Annotated in this window: 11 protein-coding genes; 3 read left to right on the forward strand and 8 right to left on the reverse strand. The window is 44.6% G+C overall.

All coding sequences use genetic code 11. From position 1 onward, the window contains the following. Positions 1-431 precede the first annotated feature (431 nt). From gntK to ACKTR2_RS07565, 3 genes are all read left to right on the forward strand, one after another. Positions 432-1985: a gluconokinase gene (gene gntK / locus ACKTR2_RS07555; RefSeq protein WP_407884124.1), complete on the forward strand. Its 1554-nt coding sequence runs from the start codon at positions 432-434 to the stop codon at positions 1983-1985. Positions 1986-2309: 324 nt separating this feature from the next. Beyond that, the gene (locus ACKTR2_RS07560) at positions 2310-3677 is read left to right on the forward strand and encodes a gluconate:H+ symporter (RefSeq protein ID WP_407884126.1); all 1368 of its coding nucleotides are present in this window, start codon (positions 2310-2312) and stop codon (positions 3675-3677) included. A 187-nt stretch (positions 3678-3864) separates the two neighbouring features. Further along, positions 3865-5223 carry a gluconate:H+ symporter gene (locus ACKTR2_RS07565; protein WP_407884128.1) on the forward strand — a complete coding sequence of 453 codons (1359 nt, stop codon included), beginning with the start codon at positions 3865-3867 and terminating at the stop codon, positions 5221-5223. Between the two features lie 84 nt (positions 5224-5307). Here ACKTR2_RS07565 and ACKTR2_RS07570 read toward each other — a convergent pair whose 3' ends face one another. The 8 genes from ACKTR2_RS07570 to ACKTR2_RS07605 all read right to left on the reverse strand — a co-directional run bounded on the left by ACKTR2_RS07570 (position 5308) and on the right by ACKTR2_RS07605 (position 17206). Next, entirely contained in the window at positions 5308-7122 is a 1815-nt protein-coding gene (locus ACKTR2_RS07570) for a DUF2207 family protein (protein WP_407884130.1), read from the reverse strand. Positions 7123-7508: 386 nt separating this feature from the next. Then, on the reverse strand, positions 7509-8876 hold the full coding sequence (gene rlmD, locus ACKTR2_RS07575) for a 23S rRNA (uracil(1939)-C(5))-methyltransferase RlmD (RefSeq protein WP_407884132.1): 1368 nt from the start codon (positions 8874-8876) through the stop codon (positions 7509-7511). A gap of 312 nt (positions 8877-9188) precedes the next feature. After that, the gene (locus ACKTR2_RS07580) at positions 9189-10214 is read right to left on the reverse strand and encodes a diacylglycerol kinase (protein WP_407884134.1); all 1026 of its coding nucleotides are present in this window, start codon (positions 10212-10214) and stop codon (positions 9189-9191) included. Between the two features lie 108 nt (positions 10215-10322). After that, positions 10323-11750, reverse strand: coding sequence for an Asp-tRNA(Asn)/Glu-tRNA(Gln) amidotransferase subunit GatB (gene gatB / locus ACKTR2_RS07585; protein ID WP_407884136.1), 1428 nt, complete (start codon positions 11748-11750; stop codon positions 10323-10325). After that, positions 11750-13219, reverse strand: coding sequence for an Asp-tRNA(Asn)/Glu-tRNA(Gln) amidotransferase subunit GatA (gene gatA, locus ACKTR2_RS07590; protein WP_407884138.1), 1470 nt, complete (start codon positions 13217-13219; stop codon positions 11750-11752). The genes gatB and gatA overlap by 1 nt, the downstream gene beginning before the upstream one ends. Further along, positions 13219-13530, reverse strand: a complete 312-nt coding sequence (gene gatC, locus ACKTR2_RS07595) for an Asp-tRNA(Asn)/Glu-tRNA(Gln) amidotransferase subunit GatC (protein WP_407884140.1) — start codon at positions 13528-13530, stop codon at positions 13219-13221. Before gatC ends, gatA begins: the two co-directional genes overlap by 1 nt. 234 nt (positions 13531-13764) lie before the next feature. Further along, on the reverse strand, positions 13765-15825 hold the full coding sequence (locus tag ACKTR2_RS07600) for a KUP/HAK/KT family potassium transporter (protein WP_407884142.1): 2061 nt from the start codon (positions 15823-15825) through the stop codon (positions 13765-13767). Positions 15826-16069: 244 nt separating this feature from the next. Then, complete coding sequence (locus ACKTR2_RS07605) at positions 16070-17206, reverse strand: CamS family sex pheromone protein (RefSeq protein ID WP_407884144.1); 1137 nt, start codon at positions 17204-17206, stop codon at positions 16070-16072. Positions 17207-17211 lie beyond the last annotated feature (5 nt).

The following is a 17211-nucleotide window of genomic DNA, read 5'->3' on the forward strand; positions in this document are numbered from 1 at the left end:
CTTCATGAAAATTATTTTATTCTATAATGTAAAAAATTTTCTAAATTTATTATGCCGTATTCAGACCAAATTTGCACGCAATTTAGCAACGGTCTTCATGGATAAAAACGAGTATTAACAAGAAATCACGAGCGCTTTGGACCCCGAACAGGCTGCTTGGTTGGACGCCGCCACCAGTTCCATTGAAGGTGAGTACGTTTTCGTAAAGTCAATTCAACCAGTCTTTTAATGCATTCCAACTCGCTTCGTATTCATCGCTGAATATGCAAACTCGCGATAGCCAGCATCGGATTTGACCTATTTTGGTTGTGAATGAACGCCTTTTCACCTATACTGGTGTCCGTAGATTCATCAATCAAGCACGTGAGCAACTCAGCTATGATACCGGTTTGAGTTTTATCGCATGTCTACTAAAAAAGGAGCATTTCACTATGGATTATATGGTCGGAATGGATATTGGAACGACCAGCACCAAGGCCGTTTTATACGACCTGGATGGTAACGTCTTGGCCTACACCAACAAACTATACTCGTTATACCGGGATGCCACGGGAATGGCCGAAGAAGACCCTGAGGAAATCCTTGAAGCTGTCGTTAACGGCTTACAAGAAATTTTACGCAAGGCTGACCTTAAAAATGGTAAACTCCACGGAGTTTCATTCTCGAGCGCAAACCAAAGTTTGATCGCTCTAGACAAAGATCACAAGCCGTTAACTCGGGTGATTACTTGGGCTGATACTCGGGCCACGAAATATGCGGATCAGTTAAAAGCCGATGGTTCCGGTAAGACTTTATATGAACACACCGGAACGCCAATCCACCCGATGTCTTTACTCAGCAAGTTACTTTGGCTTAAGAATGAAAAGGCCGATATCTACAATCAGGCAGCTTACTACTGTGGCATTAAGGAATATATTTTCTATCGTTTACTCGGCGTTTGGCAAATGGATATTTCCGTAGCCAGTGGAACTGGGATCTTTAATATCTTCAACCTAGCGTGGGACAAAGACGCCTTGGCTTTGACCGGTGTTAATGAAGCGCAGTTGCCAAAAATTGTCGATGGTTACGCGCAGTCGACAGGTATGCGCGAAGAATACGCCAAGGTAATTGGCTATCCTAAAGATGTTCCCTTTATTCAAGGGGCTTTTGATGGTGCGTTATCTAATTTAGGCGTTAACGCCATTGAAAAAGGCGTCGTCGCCGTCACTATCGGAACTTCGGGTGCTGTTCGCGTGGTTACTGATCACCCGGTTATTGATCCCAAAGGCCGTGTGTTCTGTTATGCATTGACCAAGGATTTATGGGTAGTCGGCGGACCGGTTAATAACGGTGGTGTCGTCTTCCGTTGGGCCCGTGATAACCTGTTTGATGCGGAAAAGAGTACGGCGGCCTTACTACAAGAGGACTCTTACGACCTGCTAACTGACATTGCCAAGCGGGTCCCTGCTGGATCCAATGGCTTACTGTTCCACCCCTTCTTGGGTGGTGAACGCGCACCAATCTGGGACGCCGACGCACGTGGTTCATTCTTTGGATTGACGCAAATGCACACCCGCGCGCACATGATTCGCGCCGTGTTAGAAGGTATTGTCTACAACTTATACACAGTGCTGCTCGCCTTGGAAGAGGTTGTTGGTGAACCCAAGTCAATTATGGCCACTGGTGGTTTTGCCCGTTCAGAGCTCTGGCGTCAGATGTTATCTGATATTTTTGAGCAACCAGTCACAATCCCAGAATCCTTTGAATCCTCATGTCTAGGTGCCGCTGTTGTCGGCATGAAGTCACTAGGCCTGATCGATGATCTTTCAGAAGTTAAACGTTTTGTCGGCGAAACGCACACGTACCAACCAAATCCAGAAAACTTTGAAGTTTACCGTGAATTGGTACCGATTTATATCCGCTTAAGTCGTCAGCTGCAAACGGAATACACAAATATTGCGAACTTCCAAAAGAAACACGCTCAAGCCGGTGAAACGACTGACTAATCCAAGTAATTATTAAAAGATCTCACCAAAAAACGGTGAGGTCTTTTTTGATTAAAAAAAGAGTGATCATCTCAAAAAAACGACTGATTACAGCGATCATCTTGATGTAAGTTAAATTCATTAAGAAAATTTTTTTCGCTATTCGCATGGTTCAACCCTTATGCAATCCCTGATTAATCACATTTGTGAAAGCAGCTTTGAACACCGTTTTGAAAAATTTATTCACTTTGCGAATGTAAGTGCTTTCTTATTTGTCGTTTTTTTGGTATCGTTTTCAGGTAAGTTATTCATTATTCATTTTTTCTTTGGAAGGAGCTATACATCATGTCAGGAGTTATGCCTTTTGTGGTGTTGTTCTTGGGAATTGCCCTTTTGTTAGTTCTCATTATTCGTTTCAAGATCAACACCTTCCTCGCATTAGTCATTACCGCCGTGTTAGTCGCCCTTGGTTTAGGAATGCCTATGGACAAGATTGCCCTCTCGGTTCAAAACGGGATCGGCAGCCAACTCGGTGAATTATCAATCGTCTTCGGTTTTGGGGCGATGCTAGGTCGTTTGGTCGCCGACGCCGGCGGTGCTTATCGAATTGCGACCACGTTGATTCAACGATTCGGTAAAAAAAGGTTGCAGTTGGCCATCGTGCTAGCTTCCTTTATTATCGGGATCGCTTTATTCTTCGAAGTTGGAATGGTTCTGTTAATTCCAATCGTCTTTGCCATTGCTGTCGAAGCAGAAGTGCCGATCCTATACCTAGGGATTCCAATGGCAACTGCTTTGTCTGTGACTCACGGTTTCTTGCCGCCACATCCAGCCCCCGTTGCTATTTCAGCAGCACTTCACGCTAACGCCGGTCGGGTTCTCTTATTTGGGATTATTATTGCCATTCCCGCCGTTTACATTGCCGGTCCAGTATTTACCCGGCTAGCTGAACGTTATGCGCCTTCAGCATTTAAACGCAAAGGTAATCTATCTTCGTTTGGTGAAATCAAGGAATTTAAGTTAGAGGATACGCCAAGCTTTGGCTCATCCGTCTTGACCTCTCTTTTCCCTGTTATCTTCATGGCAATCACCACGATCTACCAATTAATTTTTACGAATGGCGAATTGCCAAAGCATCCAAGTAATTTAGATCAATTTATTGCTTTTATTGGTAGTCCAAGTATTGCCATGGTCCTATCGCTTATTTTTGCTATGTGGGCTATGGGTTGGCGTCGTCAACGCTCCACTAAAGACATTATGACCTCGATGGAAAATGCCGTAAAATCCATTGCCATGCTACTGCTGGTTATTGGTGGGGGTGGTGCGTTTAAACAAGTCCTTATTGATGGGGGCGTTGGTAAAGCCGTTGCCACCATGTTTATCCACACCAACTTCAGTCCGTTATTATTGGGTTGGTTAGTCGCCGTTATTTTGCGGATCGCTCTTGGCTCTGCAACCGTCGCTGCCCTAACTGCTGCTGGTATCGTAGCTCCGTTAATGGCTCAAGCCGGTGTTGATCCGGCCTTAATGGTTATTGCCATCGGTTCTGGTTCACTAGCTGCTTCCCACGTCAACGATGCTGGCTTCTGGATGTTCTCTGAATACTTTGATCTATCTGTTAAACAGACGTTAAGTATTTGGACAGTGCTTGAAACAATTATTTCGATCGTCGGGATAATCGGCGTCTTGTTGCTTAACATGGTTTTTCATTAAAATTAATTTCATTTATAATACAAAAAAGCGTTGCCTCCCAGGTGGGGACAACGTTTTTGTATTCACTATCAAATGAGTTAAAAGCTGAAAAAAGTTTTCGCTAAACTGTGTTACTTCGTTTTCAAGACGAGTAGAATGGTGTGGTCGTTTTATTTCACCAAATGAATTTGAGAGGAAAGTCTTGCTTATGTCACCATTCATTGTTTTGATTCTCGGCATTGCTTTATTGCTAGTGCTTATTATTCAGTTCAAGTTGAACACCTTTGTCTCCTTAATTGTGACATCGATCTTAGTAGCCTTGGGGCTCGGCATGAACCCCGCTGCCATTGCAACGTCCATTAAGAACGGAATTGGAAGTTCGTTAGGCGAGCTAGCGATCGTCTTTGGTTTTGGCGCCATGATCGGTCGGTTAGTCTCAGATTCGGGGGGTTCTTATCGCATCGCGAAGACACTGATCAGTGCGTTTGGTAAGAAACGATTGCAATTAGCGATCGTAATCGCTTCATTCATCATTGGAATGTCTCTGTTCTTCGAAGTCGGCTTGGTTTTGTTGACCCCCATTGTCTTCGCTGTTGCCTTAGAAGCAGAAGTACCATTCTTATACCTTGGTCTGTCAATGGCAGCTGCCTTATCGGCAACACAAGGTTTCTTACCACCCCAACCAGCCCCCACTGCTGTGTCGACAGCCCTCGGTGCAAACACCGGGATGGTCTTGTTACTTGGTATTATTGTTGCGATTCCTTGTGTGATCATCGCCGGGCCTGTCTTTACCCGGATCATGCAACGCCTTCAACCAGACGTCTTTGTCATCAAAAAGGAATTACCAGCTTTTGGTGAGGTGAAGGAATACAAGCTTAATGAAACACCTAGTTTCGGCTTAGCAGCCTTGACTTCCCTCTTCCCAGTTATCTTCATGGCTATTTCAACCATTTATACCATGACCGTATTACATGGTGTCAAACCGGTTCATCCCCATGGATTTGCCTCGATTATGATCATGCTCGGTGATCCAGTCATTGCGATGGTCATTTCCCTATTATTTGCAATTTGGTCCATGGGCTTTCATCGTAGTCGGACAATGAAACAAATTAGTGGCACGATTGAAGATGCCATCAAGTCGATTGCGATGTTACTGATGGTGATTGGCGGTGGTGCAGCCTTCAAACAGGTCCTCATTGATGGTGGTGTCGGCAAAGCCGTGCAGCAGCTAATGGCTCATTCTAGTCTTTCACCGCTCTTATTGGGCTGGTTGATTGCGGTAATCTTGCGGGTTGCGCTAGGATCTGCAACAGTCGCTGGAATGACAGCCGCTGGTCTAGTCGTACCACTCATGCACGCGGCAGGTGCTGATCCAGCTTTGATGGCACTCGCCATTGGCGCCGGCTCACTAGCCGCCTCCCACGTCAACGATGCTGGTTTTTGGATGTTCTCCGAATACTTCGATCTTTCTGTGAAACAGACATTAAGTATCTGGACGGTCTTAGAAACAATTATTTCAGTAGTCGGTTTGTTAATGGTTTTATTGTTGAACATCGTGTTACATTAATAATTCATAATCAAAAAAGATCAGCTCGATTTCAAAATCGAACTGATCTTTTTTTTCGGGCGTCTTCATCCTTGTACTTAGCCATTAAAAAGCACCACCACCGGATCCGCCACCAAAGCCGCCAGAACTACCACCTGAAAAGCCACCAGAACCACCACTGCTACTGGACAGGGCGCTGCTACTAGCAGAAATGGAATTAGAAAAGGTGCCAGTAAATGCCTGATCGAAATTAATCGAGTGATTGCCAAAACCATAATAATATGGGAACAAAATTCCAGTGGTGGCAATTGTAGCTGCTCCGAAATCGTTGGCCACGGCTTGGGTCACCTGCTTAGCCAATCCAAAAGCCGCCGCGTACGGTAACAACTGCTCCCATAAAATTAAGTCGCCAACCTCGGCTGTATTGAAATGTCCCACATCACGAAGCATTCGTTTAAGCCCTCGAAGCTCGTTAACCAGCTGATCGCCATCAGCGGTGTATCGATTGATCCGTTGCCGTTGCCAAATGATGATTACGGTTAATAATCCTGCAAAGACAGCTAGTCCCAACCACCATACCAACTTAATCTGAGCAGGACCGGCCCCAATTAGGAGCGCCGCTAACCCAGCTAAAGCAAGATTGCCAATTAATAACGCTAAGAGCCAGCGACGAACGCCAAGATTATGTCCATCTTCATAAGTGGCCACTTGGTCGGAAATACGGCGTTGCCATTGTAGGAAATGCTGCTGTAAATGGCCTTTTTGATCTCTTTTACCATATTTTTCAACCGCCACCATCGTAACTTGATCACCATCGCCAATGTGTTTAATCATAAACTCGGTTAGTGGTTCATCGATAGGCTGTTGACCAACTTTAGCCAACACATAGGTATTGTCGTCTGAAGTTAATGTGACGGCCTTTTTGGCGACTAATTGAAGCAATTCGCCCGTATAACCACGTGAATCAGCTTCTTTATGATTGACCAAACTTTCTGCGACAGCCGGACCAACGTGAGGAACTTCATACCAGTGATGAATCGGAACTAATGGTGCATGACGGTGAATCGGTCGCCGCCACAGGTAAATTACTGTGCCAACTAATGAAACAAGCATTATTCCCAAAACAATACTGATCATGACATATATCGTATGTCGTGCCCGAACACGTTTTGCATTTGCTCGCTTGGCCAACGCCCTCTCCTGGCGTTGTACTTGTGCTTTTACCGCCCGATCAACCTGATTAGGATTGTTGGGCGTGACAGAAGTTGGAAACAATAAATCAGTCTCAATGAATTGATTTGCCGGATTATTAGCCAAGGTTAACTTCATTTGCCCAGCTTTTCGATTAACCGTTGTGTGACCAGCTAATGGGCCATGCGCCCATGCCTGTAATGTAGCAACATTTTGTTGGGGCAATTGAATGATGATTTTGACATTACTTAACGATTGATCCCAACCACTGCCAATCACCTTCCAATTTAGTCGAGCAGTGTCTCGATAGTTGGTCACGACCCCGTTAAGTCGATAGCGATAGGTGAACGTCGCCGTGGCGTCCTCGATACTGTGATAAACTTTTAACTTCATGACTGACGCACTTTTTGTCACACTAAACGAATTATTTTCCCCAGTAGCACTCGCTGCTAATGGTATCGCCCGATCGTTATGATTCTGCACCGTTACCGTGGGATCGCTGACACCCTTGATCCCCTTCAAGTCCTGATTATAGAAAACGCCATGGAAAGATCCATCGAATTGATAGGTGATCTGCTGTTGGACTTCAGCATCTCCATTAGCCAACACATCGATATAAACATCATACCGTTTAATGTCGTACGAATCTGCCCGTCCGATCAACGTCCCCACCATTAATAGCAAGACGGTTATCGTTAGACTCAGCACGCTCCTGGTTAATTTTCTCATCGCTATCCCCCGTCATGATTCACTTAGTTTAAGTGTACCATGCCTGAATCCTGCTTGAGCTAAATTCGAATGATTGTTATCAAAGGTTCGTAGCTCTAACTATTTAACGCTCTTCGTTAAGAAGTCTGACAAGTGTGCTTGCTCCTTGATCTGATTGGGCCAATAAAATTCCATGGGCCCATATAAATCACCGCTCCCAACCGCCACCTTAACTGAAATCGACTGGTGAGCATAGCATAGTTCACTCGAAACATCATAAAATTAAGCTTGTAAACGATGCCAAATTCGGACGCTTCTCCAAATTCATGCTACCCACTTAAAAACCGTTGCTAGCCAGACGTCTTGGCTAACAACGGTTTAAAATTTATCTTCACTTATCGGCTTGTCTAATCTTTGACAAGCACAGTCACACTTTCAATATGTGTGGTTTGAGGAAATTGATCAACCGGTTGAATTGGTCCATCTACATGGTACCCACGGGCCATAAATTGTTGCACATCGCGCACCAACGTAGCTGGATTACAGCTAATATAGACAATCCGTTGCGGATTAACTTTCGCTGCTGCTTCAATAAATTCTTCGGCCAGGCCCTTACGTGGTGGATCAACCATGATGACATCAGGCTTTAACCCGGCTTCTTGCCACCGTGCCATTTGAGTCTCCGCTTTAGCAACCACAAATTTAACATTGTCAATATGGTTCAAGTTGGCATTTGTTTTAGCGTCGCCAATCGCAGCAGACACAATCTCGACCCCATAAACTTCTTTGGCGTGGCTAGCAACTGCCAGAGAAATGGTGCCAATACCACAATAGGCATCAATCACTGTTTCGTTGCCTGTCAATTGTGCTTTTTCAATCGCCAGTTGATAGAGTCGTTCAGTTTGCTGCGGATTTACTTGATAAAATGAATGCGCAGAAATTTCAAACGTCAACCCCATCAGCTGATCATGAATCACTGGACTACCAAAATGAACGCGATCAACATCCCCGAGCAACACGTTGGTTGGTTTCGGATTGACATTTTGAATAATACTCTTAACTTCTGGCAATGCTTTAGTAATGGCAGCGACTAATTCGTTAACCATTGATAGTTTATGGGCTCGAGTCACGATGACAATCATCATTTCGTGACTATAGTAACCGCGCCGAACCATAATTGTTTTTACAACACCCGTGTTGTTGACTTCATCATAGGCATCAAGATGAAACCGTCGTACCAAATCACGAACGATCACGATCGCCTCGTCAATTTTAGGATCTTGAATGTAAAAATCTTCAATGGGCACTAATTGATGTGAACCACGACGATAAAAGCCGGTTTCTAGTTGACCATTAAGCTCGCGAACTGGAATCTGCGCTTTATTGCGATAATGATACGGGGTTGCCATCCCGATTGTGTCATTAATATTAACGTCTATATGCGCCTTATTAAACAATTCAACCATCTGATCATGTTTAAAAATTAATTGTCCTGAGTAACTAAGGTGCTGTAACGGCGCAATGCCGGTTTGTGTATAAGTGACATCAACATTGTCCACGCGTTGGGGACTTTGTTCAATAAATTTAACCACGCGACCAAAAGCGTACGACTTGGCCACCTTAGTTACGGCAAAAACAACCTGTTCATCAGGCAATGCGTTGGCGATAAAGATCGGAAAATCATCGATTTTGGCGACCCCCATGCCCTGATAGGTTAGATCCATAATTTTGCCAGTGTATGTTTCATTCTTCGTAACAGGTGCTGTAAATTTCATTCTAAAGGTTCCTTTCGACTGTTTCGACGGTCATCAGTTGGAAAAAATAACCTTGTTAGTGTAACGCAAAAGCGCTTGGGACAAAAGCAAAACATAAATGCCATTTTTAATTTGAATAAACAAACACGGGACATTAGCCGAGTGACACCGCGTCTAGTGCATGTCATTGGCTGATGCCCCGTTCATTTAAAAAACGCGATTGCCAGACCCCGAATCCAGTGCATAATCAACAACCACAGCCGAGCAAATTCGCCAAATTGCGATTGTCAGTTGCGGCTCGGACTCAAACAGGTCCGACTCCCGCTCACTTAATTATGCCTTCATTTCTGAATCAGTCTGAGTCTGCGGTAATTTATCCACCTCTTCAACAAACTTACGTGCGTCGGCCTCAATTGCCCGGTCTTCACCGGTAATTTGTTCATCAGGAATCGCGTCTAGATCCGCGAACATTTCGATGTGTTGCTTATGATCGATAAACGTCATCGGCGCGTCCCCACCATACTCACCATCCAAATTAATCATCATTCGATCATTTTGGTCTAACGGTTTGGCAATGACCTTGCGTGTTTTTTTATAAATAATATGTGGATCGTTAATATGGCGCCCACCGTTAAGCACTAACGTCATCAGCCGCAAAAGCTGAGGCATGCTCGCTGTTTTCACGATCAAAAGACTAAATTTGCCGTCATCTAAGGACGCTTCAGGTACGATTTGTTCAAAACCACCAATGGAGTTGGTTAAGCCCAACAGAAACATGGAAGCTTCACCCTCAAATTTACCATCATCGTACTCAATCGACATCTGTATTGGTTTAATCTGTGGCAACAACTCAGCCCCTTTAACCAAATAAGCTAAATAGCCAAAAATTGTTTTCATATCCGACGGCACGTCATAAGTTAGTTCCGTCAGCAAACCGCCACCAGCGATGTTAATAAAATACGTATCACCAGCTTGGCCAATGTCCATCTTGACCGTCTGATTTTTTAAAACGACTTTAGCCGCCGCTAGCGGTTCATCACGTGGAATCCGCAAGGCACGCGCATAGTCATTAGTGGTCCCAGCTGGAATAATCGCCATCTTCGGTCGTTTTCTGAGGTTCGCAATGCCGTTGACGACCTCATTAATCGTCCCATCACCGCCGGCAGCCACGATCAAATCGAAGCCAGCTTTAGCGGCACGCCGCGCTTCATTTTTGGCAGAATTGGCCGCTGGCGTGGTCGCAAACGCGCTGGTTTCATAGCCAGCCTGCTCAAAAACATTTAAAATATCGATCAAATCCCGCTTCAAAGCCTCTCGACCAGAAGTCGGATTATAAATCACCCGTGCGCGTTGTGCCATCGTTGCTCCTCCAATAAACCAAGATCTAATTATTGCTATGTACAAGCCTCGCTATAAATGCATAACGAGGCTTTATTGTAACGGTTATTTATCAATTAAACAATCAGCTTAACGGGCATTTAAGGAAGCCATTAACAATTGATTGACTACTTTCGGATTGGCCTGACCGTGCGTTTGCTTCATGATTTGACCAACCAAGAAGCCAACTGCTCGATCTTTCCCATTTTTGAAGTCAACAACCGACTGTTCATTGGCATCGAGCACGCCATCAATAATTGGCTGTAATTGTTCGGGATCAGAGAGTTGCACTAAACCGTGTGCTTTAACGTAGGCCCCCGGTTCTTCACCTTTCGTAATGGCTACGAAAACTTTTTTAGCCATCTTTGAAGAAATTGTACCATCCATTTGTAACTTGATCATGCCGGCTAAATTGGCTGGCGTCAGCTTAGTTTCCTGCAAATCCGATTTATTATCATTCAGATATGCATTGACATCGCCTTGTAAGTAGTTCGAAGTCAATTTAGCATCGGCCCCGGCTGTGACTGTGGCTTCAAAGAAATCTGCCATTTCTTTTGTCTGCGTCAATACCATCGCGTCATAATCTGTCAAGCCTAAGTCGTTGACATATCGTTGACGCCGTTTTTCAGGCATTTCAGGCATCGTTGCTTGAATTTGGGCAATCCAGTCATCCGCAATTTCAACATTAGGAATATCCGGTTCTGGGAAGTAACGATAATCATCGGCGCCTTCCTTCACCCGCATTAAGATCGTTTCATTGGTGTTCTCATCATAGCGACGCGTCTCTTGTTGAATTTTACCACCAGATAACAGGACCTGTTGCTGGCGCTTTTCTTCAAACTGAAGGCCCTTGCGCACGTAGTTAAACGAGTTCAAGTTCTTTAACTCTGTCTTCGTGCCATATTGATCTGAACCGTATGGGCGAATCGAAATATTCACATCAACCCGCATTGAGCCTTCTTCCATTTTTACATCGGAGACGCCAGTGAATTGAATGCGTTGACGCAAGATTTCCAAATAAGCATAAGCTTCATCTGGCGAGGCAATATCAGGCTTTGAAACAATTTCAATCAAGGGTGTACCTTGCCGGTTCAAATCAACGTAAGAATAGCCATTAGGATTATGCGTGTTTTTACCAGCATCTTCTTCGATGTGCATCTCGGCAATACCGATTTTTTTCTTCTGCCCGTCAACGTCAATTTCAATCCAACCGTTTTCAGCTAATGGCACATCAGATTGAGAAATCTGATAGGCCTTGGGATTGTCAGGATAGAAGTAATTCTTCCGATCAAAATGGGTATGCTGATTAATCTTGGCATGTAAAGCCAAGGCAGCGCGCATGCCATATTCAACGACACCTTTGTTTGGCGTCGGCAAAACCCCAGGATAACCCCAGTCAATTACATTAGTGTTCGCATTAGGTTCGTCTCCGAATTCAACTGGTGACGGACTAAAAATTTTGGAATTGGTTTTTAACTCAACATGGACTTCAAGCCCAATGGTCGTTTCGAAATTCATTAAGCCTGACCTCCTTCATTCAACGTTGGTTTTAGCGTGTGAAATTCAGTGCTCTGTTCAAAGGCATAGGCAGCATTCAAGACCCGGGTTTCATCAAATGCCTGACCAATAATCTGCAGTCCAACCGGTAGGCCATCAACCAAGCCTGCAGGCACAGAAATGGAAGGAAGCCCGGCTAAATTAGCAGGGACGGTTAGCATGTCGTTCATGTACATGGTCATTGGGTCTTTAGTCTCTTCACCGATGCCAAAAGCTGGCGTCGGTGCTGTTGGGCCAACGATTAAATCATAGTCGGCAAAAACTCGTTTAAAGTCTTCAATGATCAATGTTCGAATCTTGGCTGCTTTCATAAAGAAGGCATCAAATGCGCCGGCCGATAAGGCAAACGTCCCCAACATGATCCGGCGCTTAACTTCATCGCCGAAACCTTCCGACCGAGTCTTAACATACAGTTCTTCCAAGTTCTTCGCATCACTTGTCCGGTAACCATAACGAATGCCATCAAAACGTTGCAAATTAGAGGATGCTTCTGATGGTGCCAAAATGTAGTACGCCTGAATTCCGTGGGTGCTATGAGGCAAACTAACTTCGTCTACTTTCGCCCCTAGCTGTTCGAGCTGTTTAACTGCTGAACGAATTTGATCACGAACACCAGCATCAATGCCATCGGCCAAGAATTCCTTTGGTACACCAATCTTTAAGCCCTTAATATCACCAGTTAGACCGGCAACATAATCGGGTACTGGTTGACTGGAGGATGTGGCATCGCGCTCATCACGACCAGCTAGAACCTGTAACATTGCAGCTGCATCGGTAACATTCGCCGTCATCGGCCCAATCTGATCCAATGAAGAAGCAAAGGCAATTAATCCCCAACGACTAATACGGCCGTATGTTGGTTTAAGCCCCACGATTCCATTGAACGCAGCTGGCTGACGGATCGAACCACCAGTGTCCGAGCCTAGTGAGGCTAAAACATCCCCGGCCGCGACAGTCGCAGCTGAACCACCTGATGAACCACCAGGAACTTTGGTCGTGTCCCAAGGATTACGCGTTGTCCCGTAAAATGAGGTCTCCGTCGAAGCTCCCATCGCAAATTCATCCAGATTGGTCTTTCCGATCGTAATTGCTCCAGCTGCTTGTAAACGTTCCACAACATCCGCGTCATAAACTGGTGTGAAGTTGGCCAGAATTTTTGAAGACGCCGTCGTCAATAGTCCCTTTGTCGTAAGGTTATCTTTCAAAGCAACAGGCACACCAGAAAACAGGTTATTAGGGTCAATTCCTGCGGCATCAATCGCTTGCGCTTGCGCTAAAGCGCCTTCATCATTAACTGTTACATAAGCATTTAATTGGTCTTCATGTTCATGAATATTAGCTAACGTTTGTTTGGTCAATTCAGTCGCTGATAGTTCTTGCTGCACCAATGCTTGATGCAAATCCGTTAAATTGTCATATGGGCGCGTCATTAGGCATCCTCACTTTCATCAATAATGGCTGGTACTTTAATAAAGCCATCTTCAGTATCGGGAGCTTCAGCTAACAACGCCGCCTTTTGGTGGGCATTAACCGCCACATCTTCACGTAAAATGGCCGTTGCATCAGCCATGTTCGTCGTTGGTGCCACTTCGTCAGTATTGACCTCATTGAGCCCTTCGATCATTTCAATAATTTCATCAAGTTGACTTGTAAACTTTTGCGCCTGTTCATCTGTCAGTGACAGTTTTGCAAGCTCGGCCACGTGTTCAACTTCTTCACGTGAAATTGGTTCTACTGCCATCATTAATCCTTCTTTCTCTTGTAAACTTACAATCAAGTTTGCGTCATGTTAATTAGAGCCCCATATCCCTAACATTATACGACAAAGGACCGGAGCTCGTGCAAAAAAATTAGTATCATCTTTTCGATGAAATCACAAAAGGCCACCGATTCCTTTGCACGGAAATGGTCGCCTTTTGAAACTTAAAATTATTTCCTGATGACAAACCGTAGTTGCCACTTGCCATCAGTCTAGTTATTTCTTTAATTCCCGACTTCCCGTTGGAGCCATTCCACTGTTCGAATCAGGCGCAAGATTGTGTTTAATCCGTCGCAAGATTGGCCGTCGTCGCCGCCCCAAAATTAGGGGCACGTGTTCGACAACGACATCGGCGAATTCCAACCCGAACCATGAAGCAGGAGAACCGGTCAGATTTTGTAAGCGAACGCGAGCTTGAATCATTAACTTATCAAACGGTTTAATGCGGGTCTCTGGCGAAATTTCTTCCTGAATGACGACAAAGCTAAAGTCACCAACATTGCGATCTTTCATCATCGTATATTGCTGCGGTTGGGCGGGTAAGTCACCACTTTCAATCAATTCTTGAACAATCGCCCGCAGATACACGTTAACCCGTTGCTCACGCCGAAAGCCCAAATATAGCTGAACATTGATCACGTTGTTCGTACCAAGCATATCCACATCATATTTAGCCGTATAAGGGTCATCAGTCACATTAACTGTCACAAACCAATAAGCTTGCGCCCGTTTAGGCCGTTTATCCAAAATTGAATACAACATCTCCCGTTTAATTAAATGACCTGGACGCACCTTTGCCATATAAACCAGATTTGTCGCAAACGTCGGATAGTTCTCGTCATGGCTCAACGCCTGCAATTGATCCGTGTAATCGTCTAAATCAACGTAGGCGGATTCGAATTCATCACGATCACGAATCTTATTACCGTAATACCAGATGTACATCACTAGCAAAATCAGACCTGCTAAGAGCGCGGTTACATACCCACCGTGAACAAACTTAACCATCGAAGCTAAGAAGAACAGGCTCTCTAAAGTACCGAAAAATAACACCATGGTCCACGCTAAGACAACATTTGTGTGACGAAGCCGCAAATATTGATACAACAAGAGTGTCGTCATCAACATCGTCACTGTAATCGCCAATCCATAAGCGGCTTCCATGTGCGCTGACGTGCGAAAGTATAGGACAATGCCAATACAAGCGATCCACAGAATACCATTGACCATTGGGACATAAATTTGTCCCTGCTTAATCGTTGGATAACTGATTTTTAAGCGTGGCAATAGTTTTAATCGAACCGCTTCAGCTACCAACGTGTACGAGCCAGTAATCAAAGCCTGCGAAGCAATGATTGCGGCCAGTGTCGCCAGCACAATGCCAATAAAACGCCAATCTCCCGGCAACATTTCAAAAAATGGGTTAAAGTCAACCATCTTGGCATACAGTGTGTTATTGACGTTGTTGAGCACCCAAGCGCCTTGCCCCAGATAGTTCAGCATTAAACAAACGAAGACATATGGCCAACTGCCGTCAATATTTGCCTTGCCGACATGACCAATGTCCGAATACAACGCTTCCGCCCCAGTAGTGGCTAGAAAGACGCTACCCAAAATAAAAACGCCCACTTTGTTATCAGGACTAGTTAAAATTGTGACCGCATAATAGGGGTTCAGGGCTTTAAACATACTCAGATCTGGTAGCACATTGATGAAGCCCACTGCTCCAATGAAGGTGAACCAAATCGTCATGATGGGACCAAAGGCATGACCAATTGCTTTTGTCCCAAATCGTTGAATAACGAATAACAGCGAAAGAATAACAATCGTGATGATAATGACGTCAGTTTGGTCGTGAACTGGTTCAAAGTGATGAAAGACGATCCCTTTTAACCCTTCAATTGACGTGGTGACCGTTACAGCCGGTGTGAGCATCCCATCTGCTAATAAAGCCGCACCACCAATCAAGGCCGGAAAAATAAGCCATTTAGCCTGACGTCGAACCAGCGTGTAAAGGGCAAAGATACCGCCTTCCCCATGATTTGTCGCATTCAAAGCGATCAGAACGTATTTAACGGTTGTCAATAACATGACAGTCCAAAAAATCAGTGAAATACTGCCAACGATTAATTCCCGACTGGCCGTCGTCAGTCCACCGTTATCGGTCAAAATGGTCTTCATAACATACAGTGGTGAAGTCCCAATATCTCCATAAACAATTCCGAGCGTGACCAGCAGTCCAGCGGCCGACAATTTTGTCCGTGCTTTGCTTCCCATTTTTCTTTACCCCAAATTAATTTGGCTATTTTTGAAACTCGAATCAATTCTAACCATTTTCAGATAAAAGAAAAGCCAAACGCCTAATCTCATTATTTTCTTATTACCAGCATCGTGTCTGAGACAAAAGTATCAACTAAATTCCATTTAAAAAGCGCGGAACATAAATCGCTGACCGACTTATGTCCCACGCTCTAAATTATCTGTTGATTACCCGTTAGATACCCAATCCGAATAAACCAACTTAATATGAACCAAAGACATGCGTGGTAAATTTGCGCTGTCCTGCATCTCGACTCAAAAATGATTGTACGCCATCAGTGGATTGCACTGTTATATCAATCGGTACACCTGCTGGTAAATATTTCGGTGCCACTTGAGCTAAATATTCCGTGAAACTAATAATTTCCGTTTCACTATAGAACTGGGTTGTAATCGTGACGTTCATCCCGGCTAGATTATTATCTTGATACTGTGCCTGTGCGGTAACCCCGCTTAGGTTAGGAAAGAAATTTTGGACCTGCGTTTTAAAGTTTTCAAAGTTACTTTCATCATTGCTGGTGCCGGACTCGCTAGTGCCACCAGCCGAAGGAAATACAACATTGCGCTGATTAATCGCTTGCCAATTGCCAAGCGCGTTCCCATCGCTAACATCGTAACTAAAGAATGTGCCGCCAACTAAGCTGTCATCTGGCGCCTGCTTGTATAGGGCAATCACAATCGGCGTATCTGCACCAACACCTTTTGTCCGGCGCAAACGTTTGAGCACCTTGGCAGCAATTTCACGACCCTGTGTTTTCATCTGCTCATCGGAAATTTTGGTCGAATATTGCGCCCCGTACTTTTCCTTCGTGTAATAGTCCACAGAATTAAGGCCGATTCCGATTGTAATGCCACCCAACTTCAAATCATTCCCATTCTGGGTCATGTAGTCTTGCTCTTCAATCGCCTGTAAATATAACGGATTACGCTTATCGGCGTCCTTTTGCCCATTATCCACTGGGTTCAATCCATCCGGATTATCCTTTGATTTTCGCCCCAACCAGTCAGTCACTGTGCCTGAAGACAAGTACTGTCCTTCTTGAAAGACATACTTGCTTGGTTTGAATTGCTTCTTGGAAACGTTCAAAAGTCCGTTTTCAAAACTCTTTAAATTGAGTTGGTTAGCATCCTGATCATTGGTCACCCCCCGCGATTTGCTGGTCAGATAATGACCATTGGTAATGACCCCTTGATAATTCCCACTATCGGTCTGACCAGTCGTTTGTGTCTTTTTTTTATTCGTGGTTGATGGAGATTGTTGCGTCGTATTAATATTGCCACACGCAGCAAGCACCATCATGGTCGACAACAATGCCACCAAAATGCGAACCTTTTTCACCGTTT

The sequence above is a fragment of the Furfurilactobacillus curtus genome (genome assembly GCF_045862785.1).
Taxonomy (GTDB): domain Bacteria; phylum Bacillota; class Bacilli; order Lactobacillales; family Lactobacillaceae; genus Furfurilactobacillus; species Furfurilactobacillus curtus.

Coding starts and splice junctions, on each gene's coding strand:
- gntK (WP_407884124.1), top strand. CDS start 432: ATGGATTATATGGTCGGAATGGATATTGGAACGACCAGCACCAAGGCC.
- ACKTR2_RS07560 (WP_407884126.1), top strand. CDS start 2,310: ATGTCAGGAGTTATGCCTTTTGTGGTGTTGTTCTTGGGAATTGCCCTT.
- ACKTR2_RS07565 (WP_407884128.1), top strand. CDS start 3,865: ATGTCACCATTCATTGTTTTGATTCTCGGCATTGCTTTATTGCTAGTG.
- ACKTR2_RS07570 (WP_407884130.1), bottom strand. CDS start 7,122: ATGAGAAAATTAACCAGGAGCGTGCTGAGTCTAACGATAACCGTCTTG.
- rlmD (WP_407884132.1), bottom strand. CDS start 8,876: ATGAAATTTACAGCACCTGTTACGAAGAATGAAACATACACTGGCAAA.
- ACKTR2_RS07580 (WP_407884134.1), bottom strand. CDS start 10,214: ATGGCACAACGCGCACGGGTGATTTATAATCCGACTTCTGGTCGAGAG.
- gatB (WP_407884136.1), bottom strand. CDS start 11,750: ATGAATTTCGAAACGACCATTGGGCTTGAAGTCCATGTTGAGTTAAAA.
- gatA (WP_407884138.1), bottom strand. CDS start 13,219: ATGACGCGCCCATATGACAATTTAACGGATTTGCATCAAGCATTGGTG.
- gatC (WP_407884140.1), bottom strand. CDS start 13,530: ATGGCAGTAGAACCAATTTCACGTGAAGAAGTTGAACACGTGGCCGAG.
- ACKTR2_RS07600 (WP_407884142.1), bottom strand. CDS start 15,825: ATGGGAAGCAAAGCACGGACAAAATTGTCGGCCGCTGGACTGCTGGTC.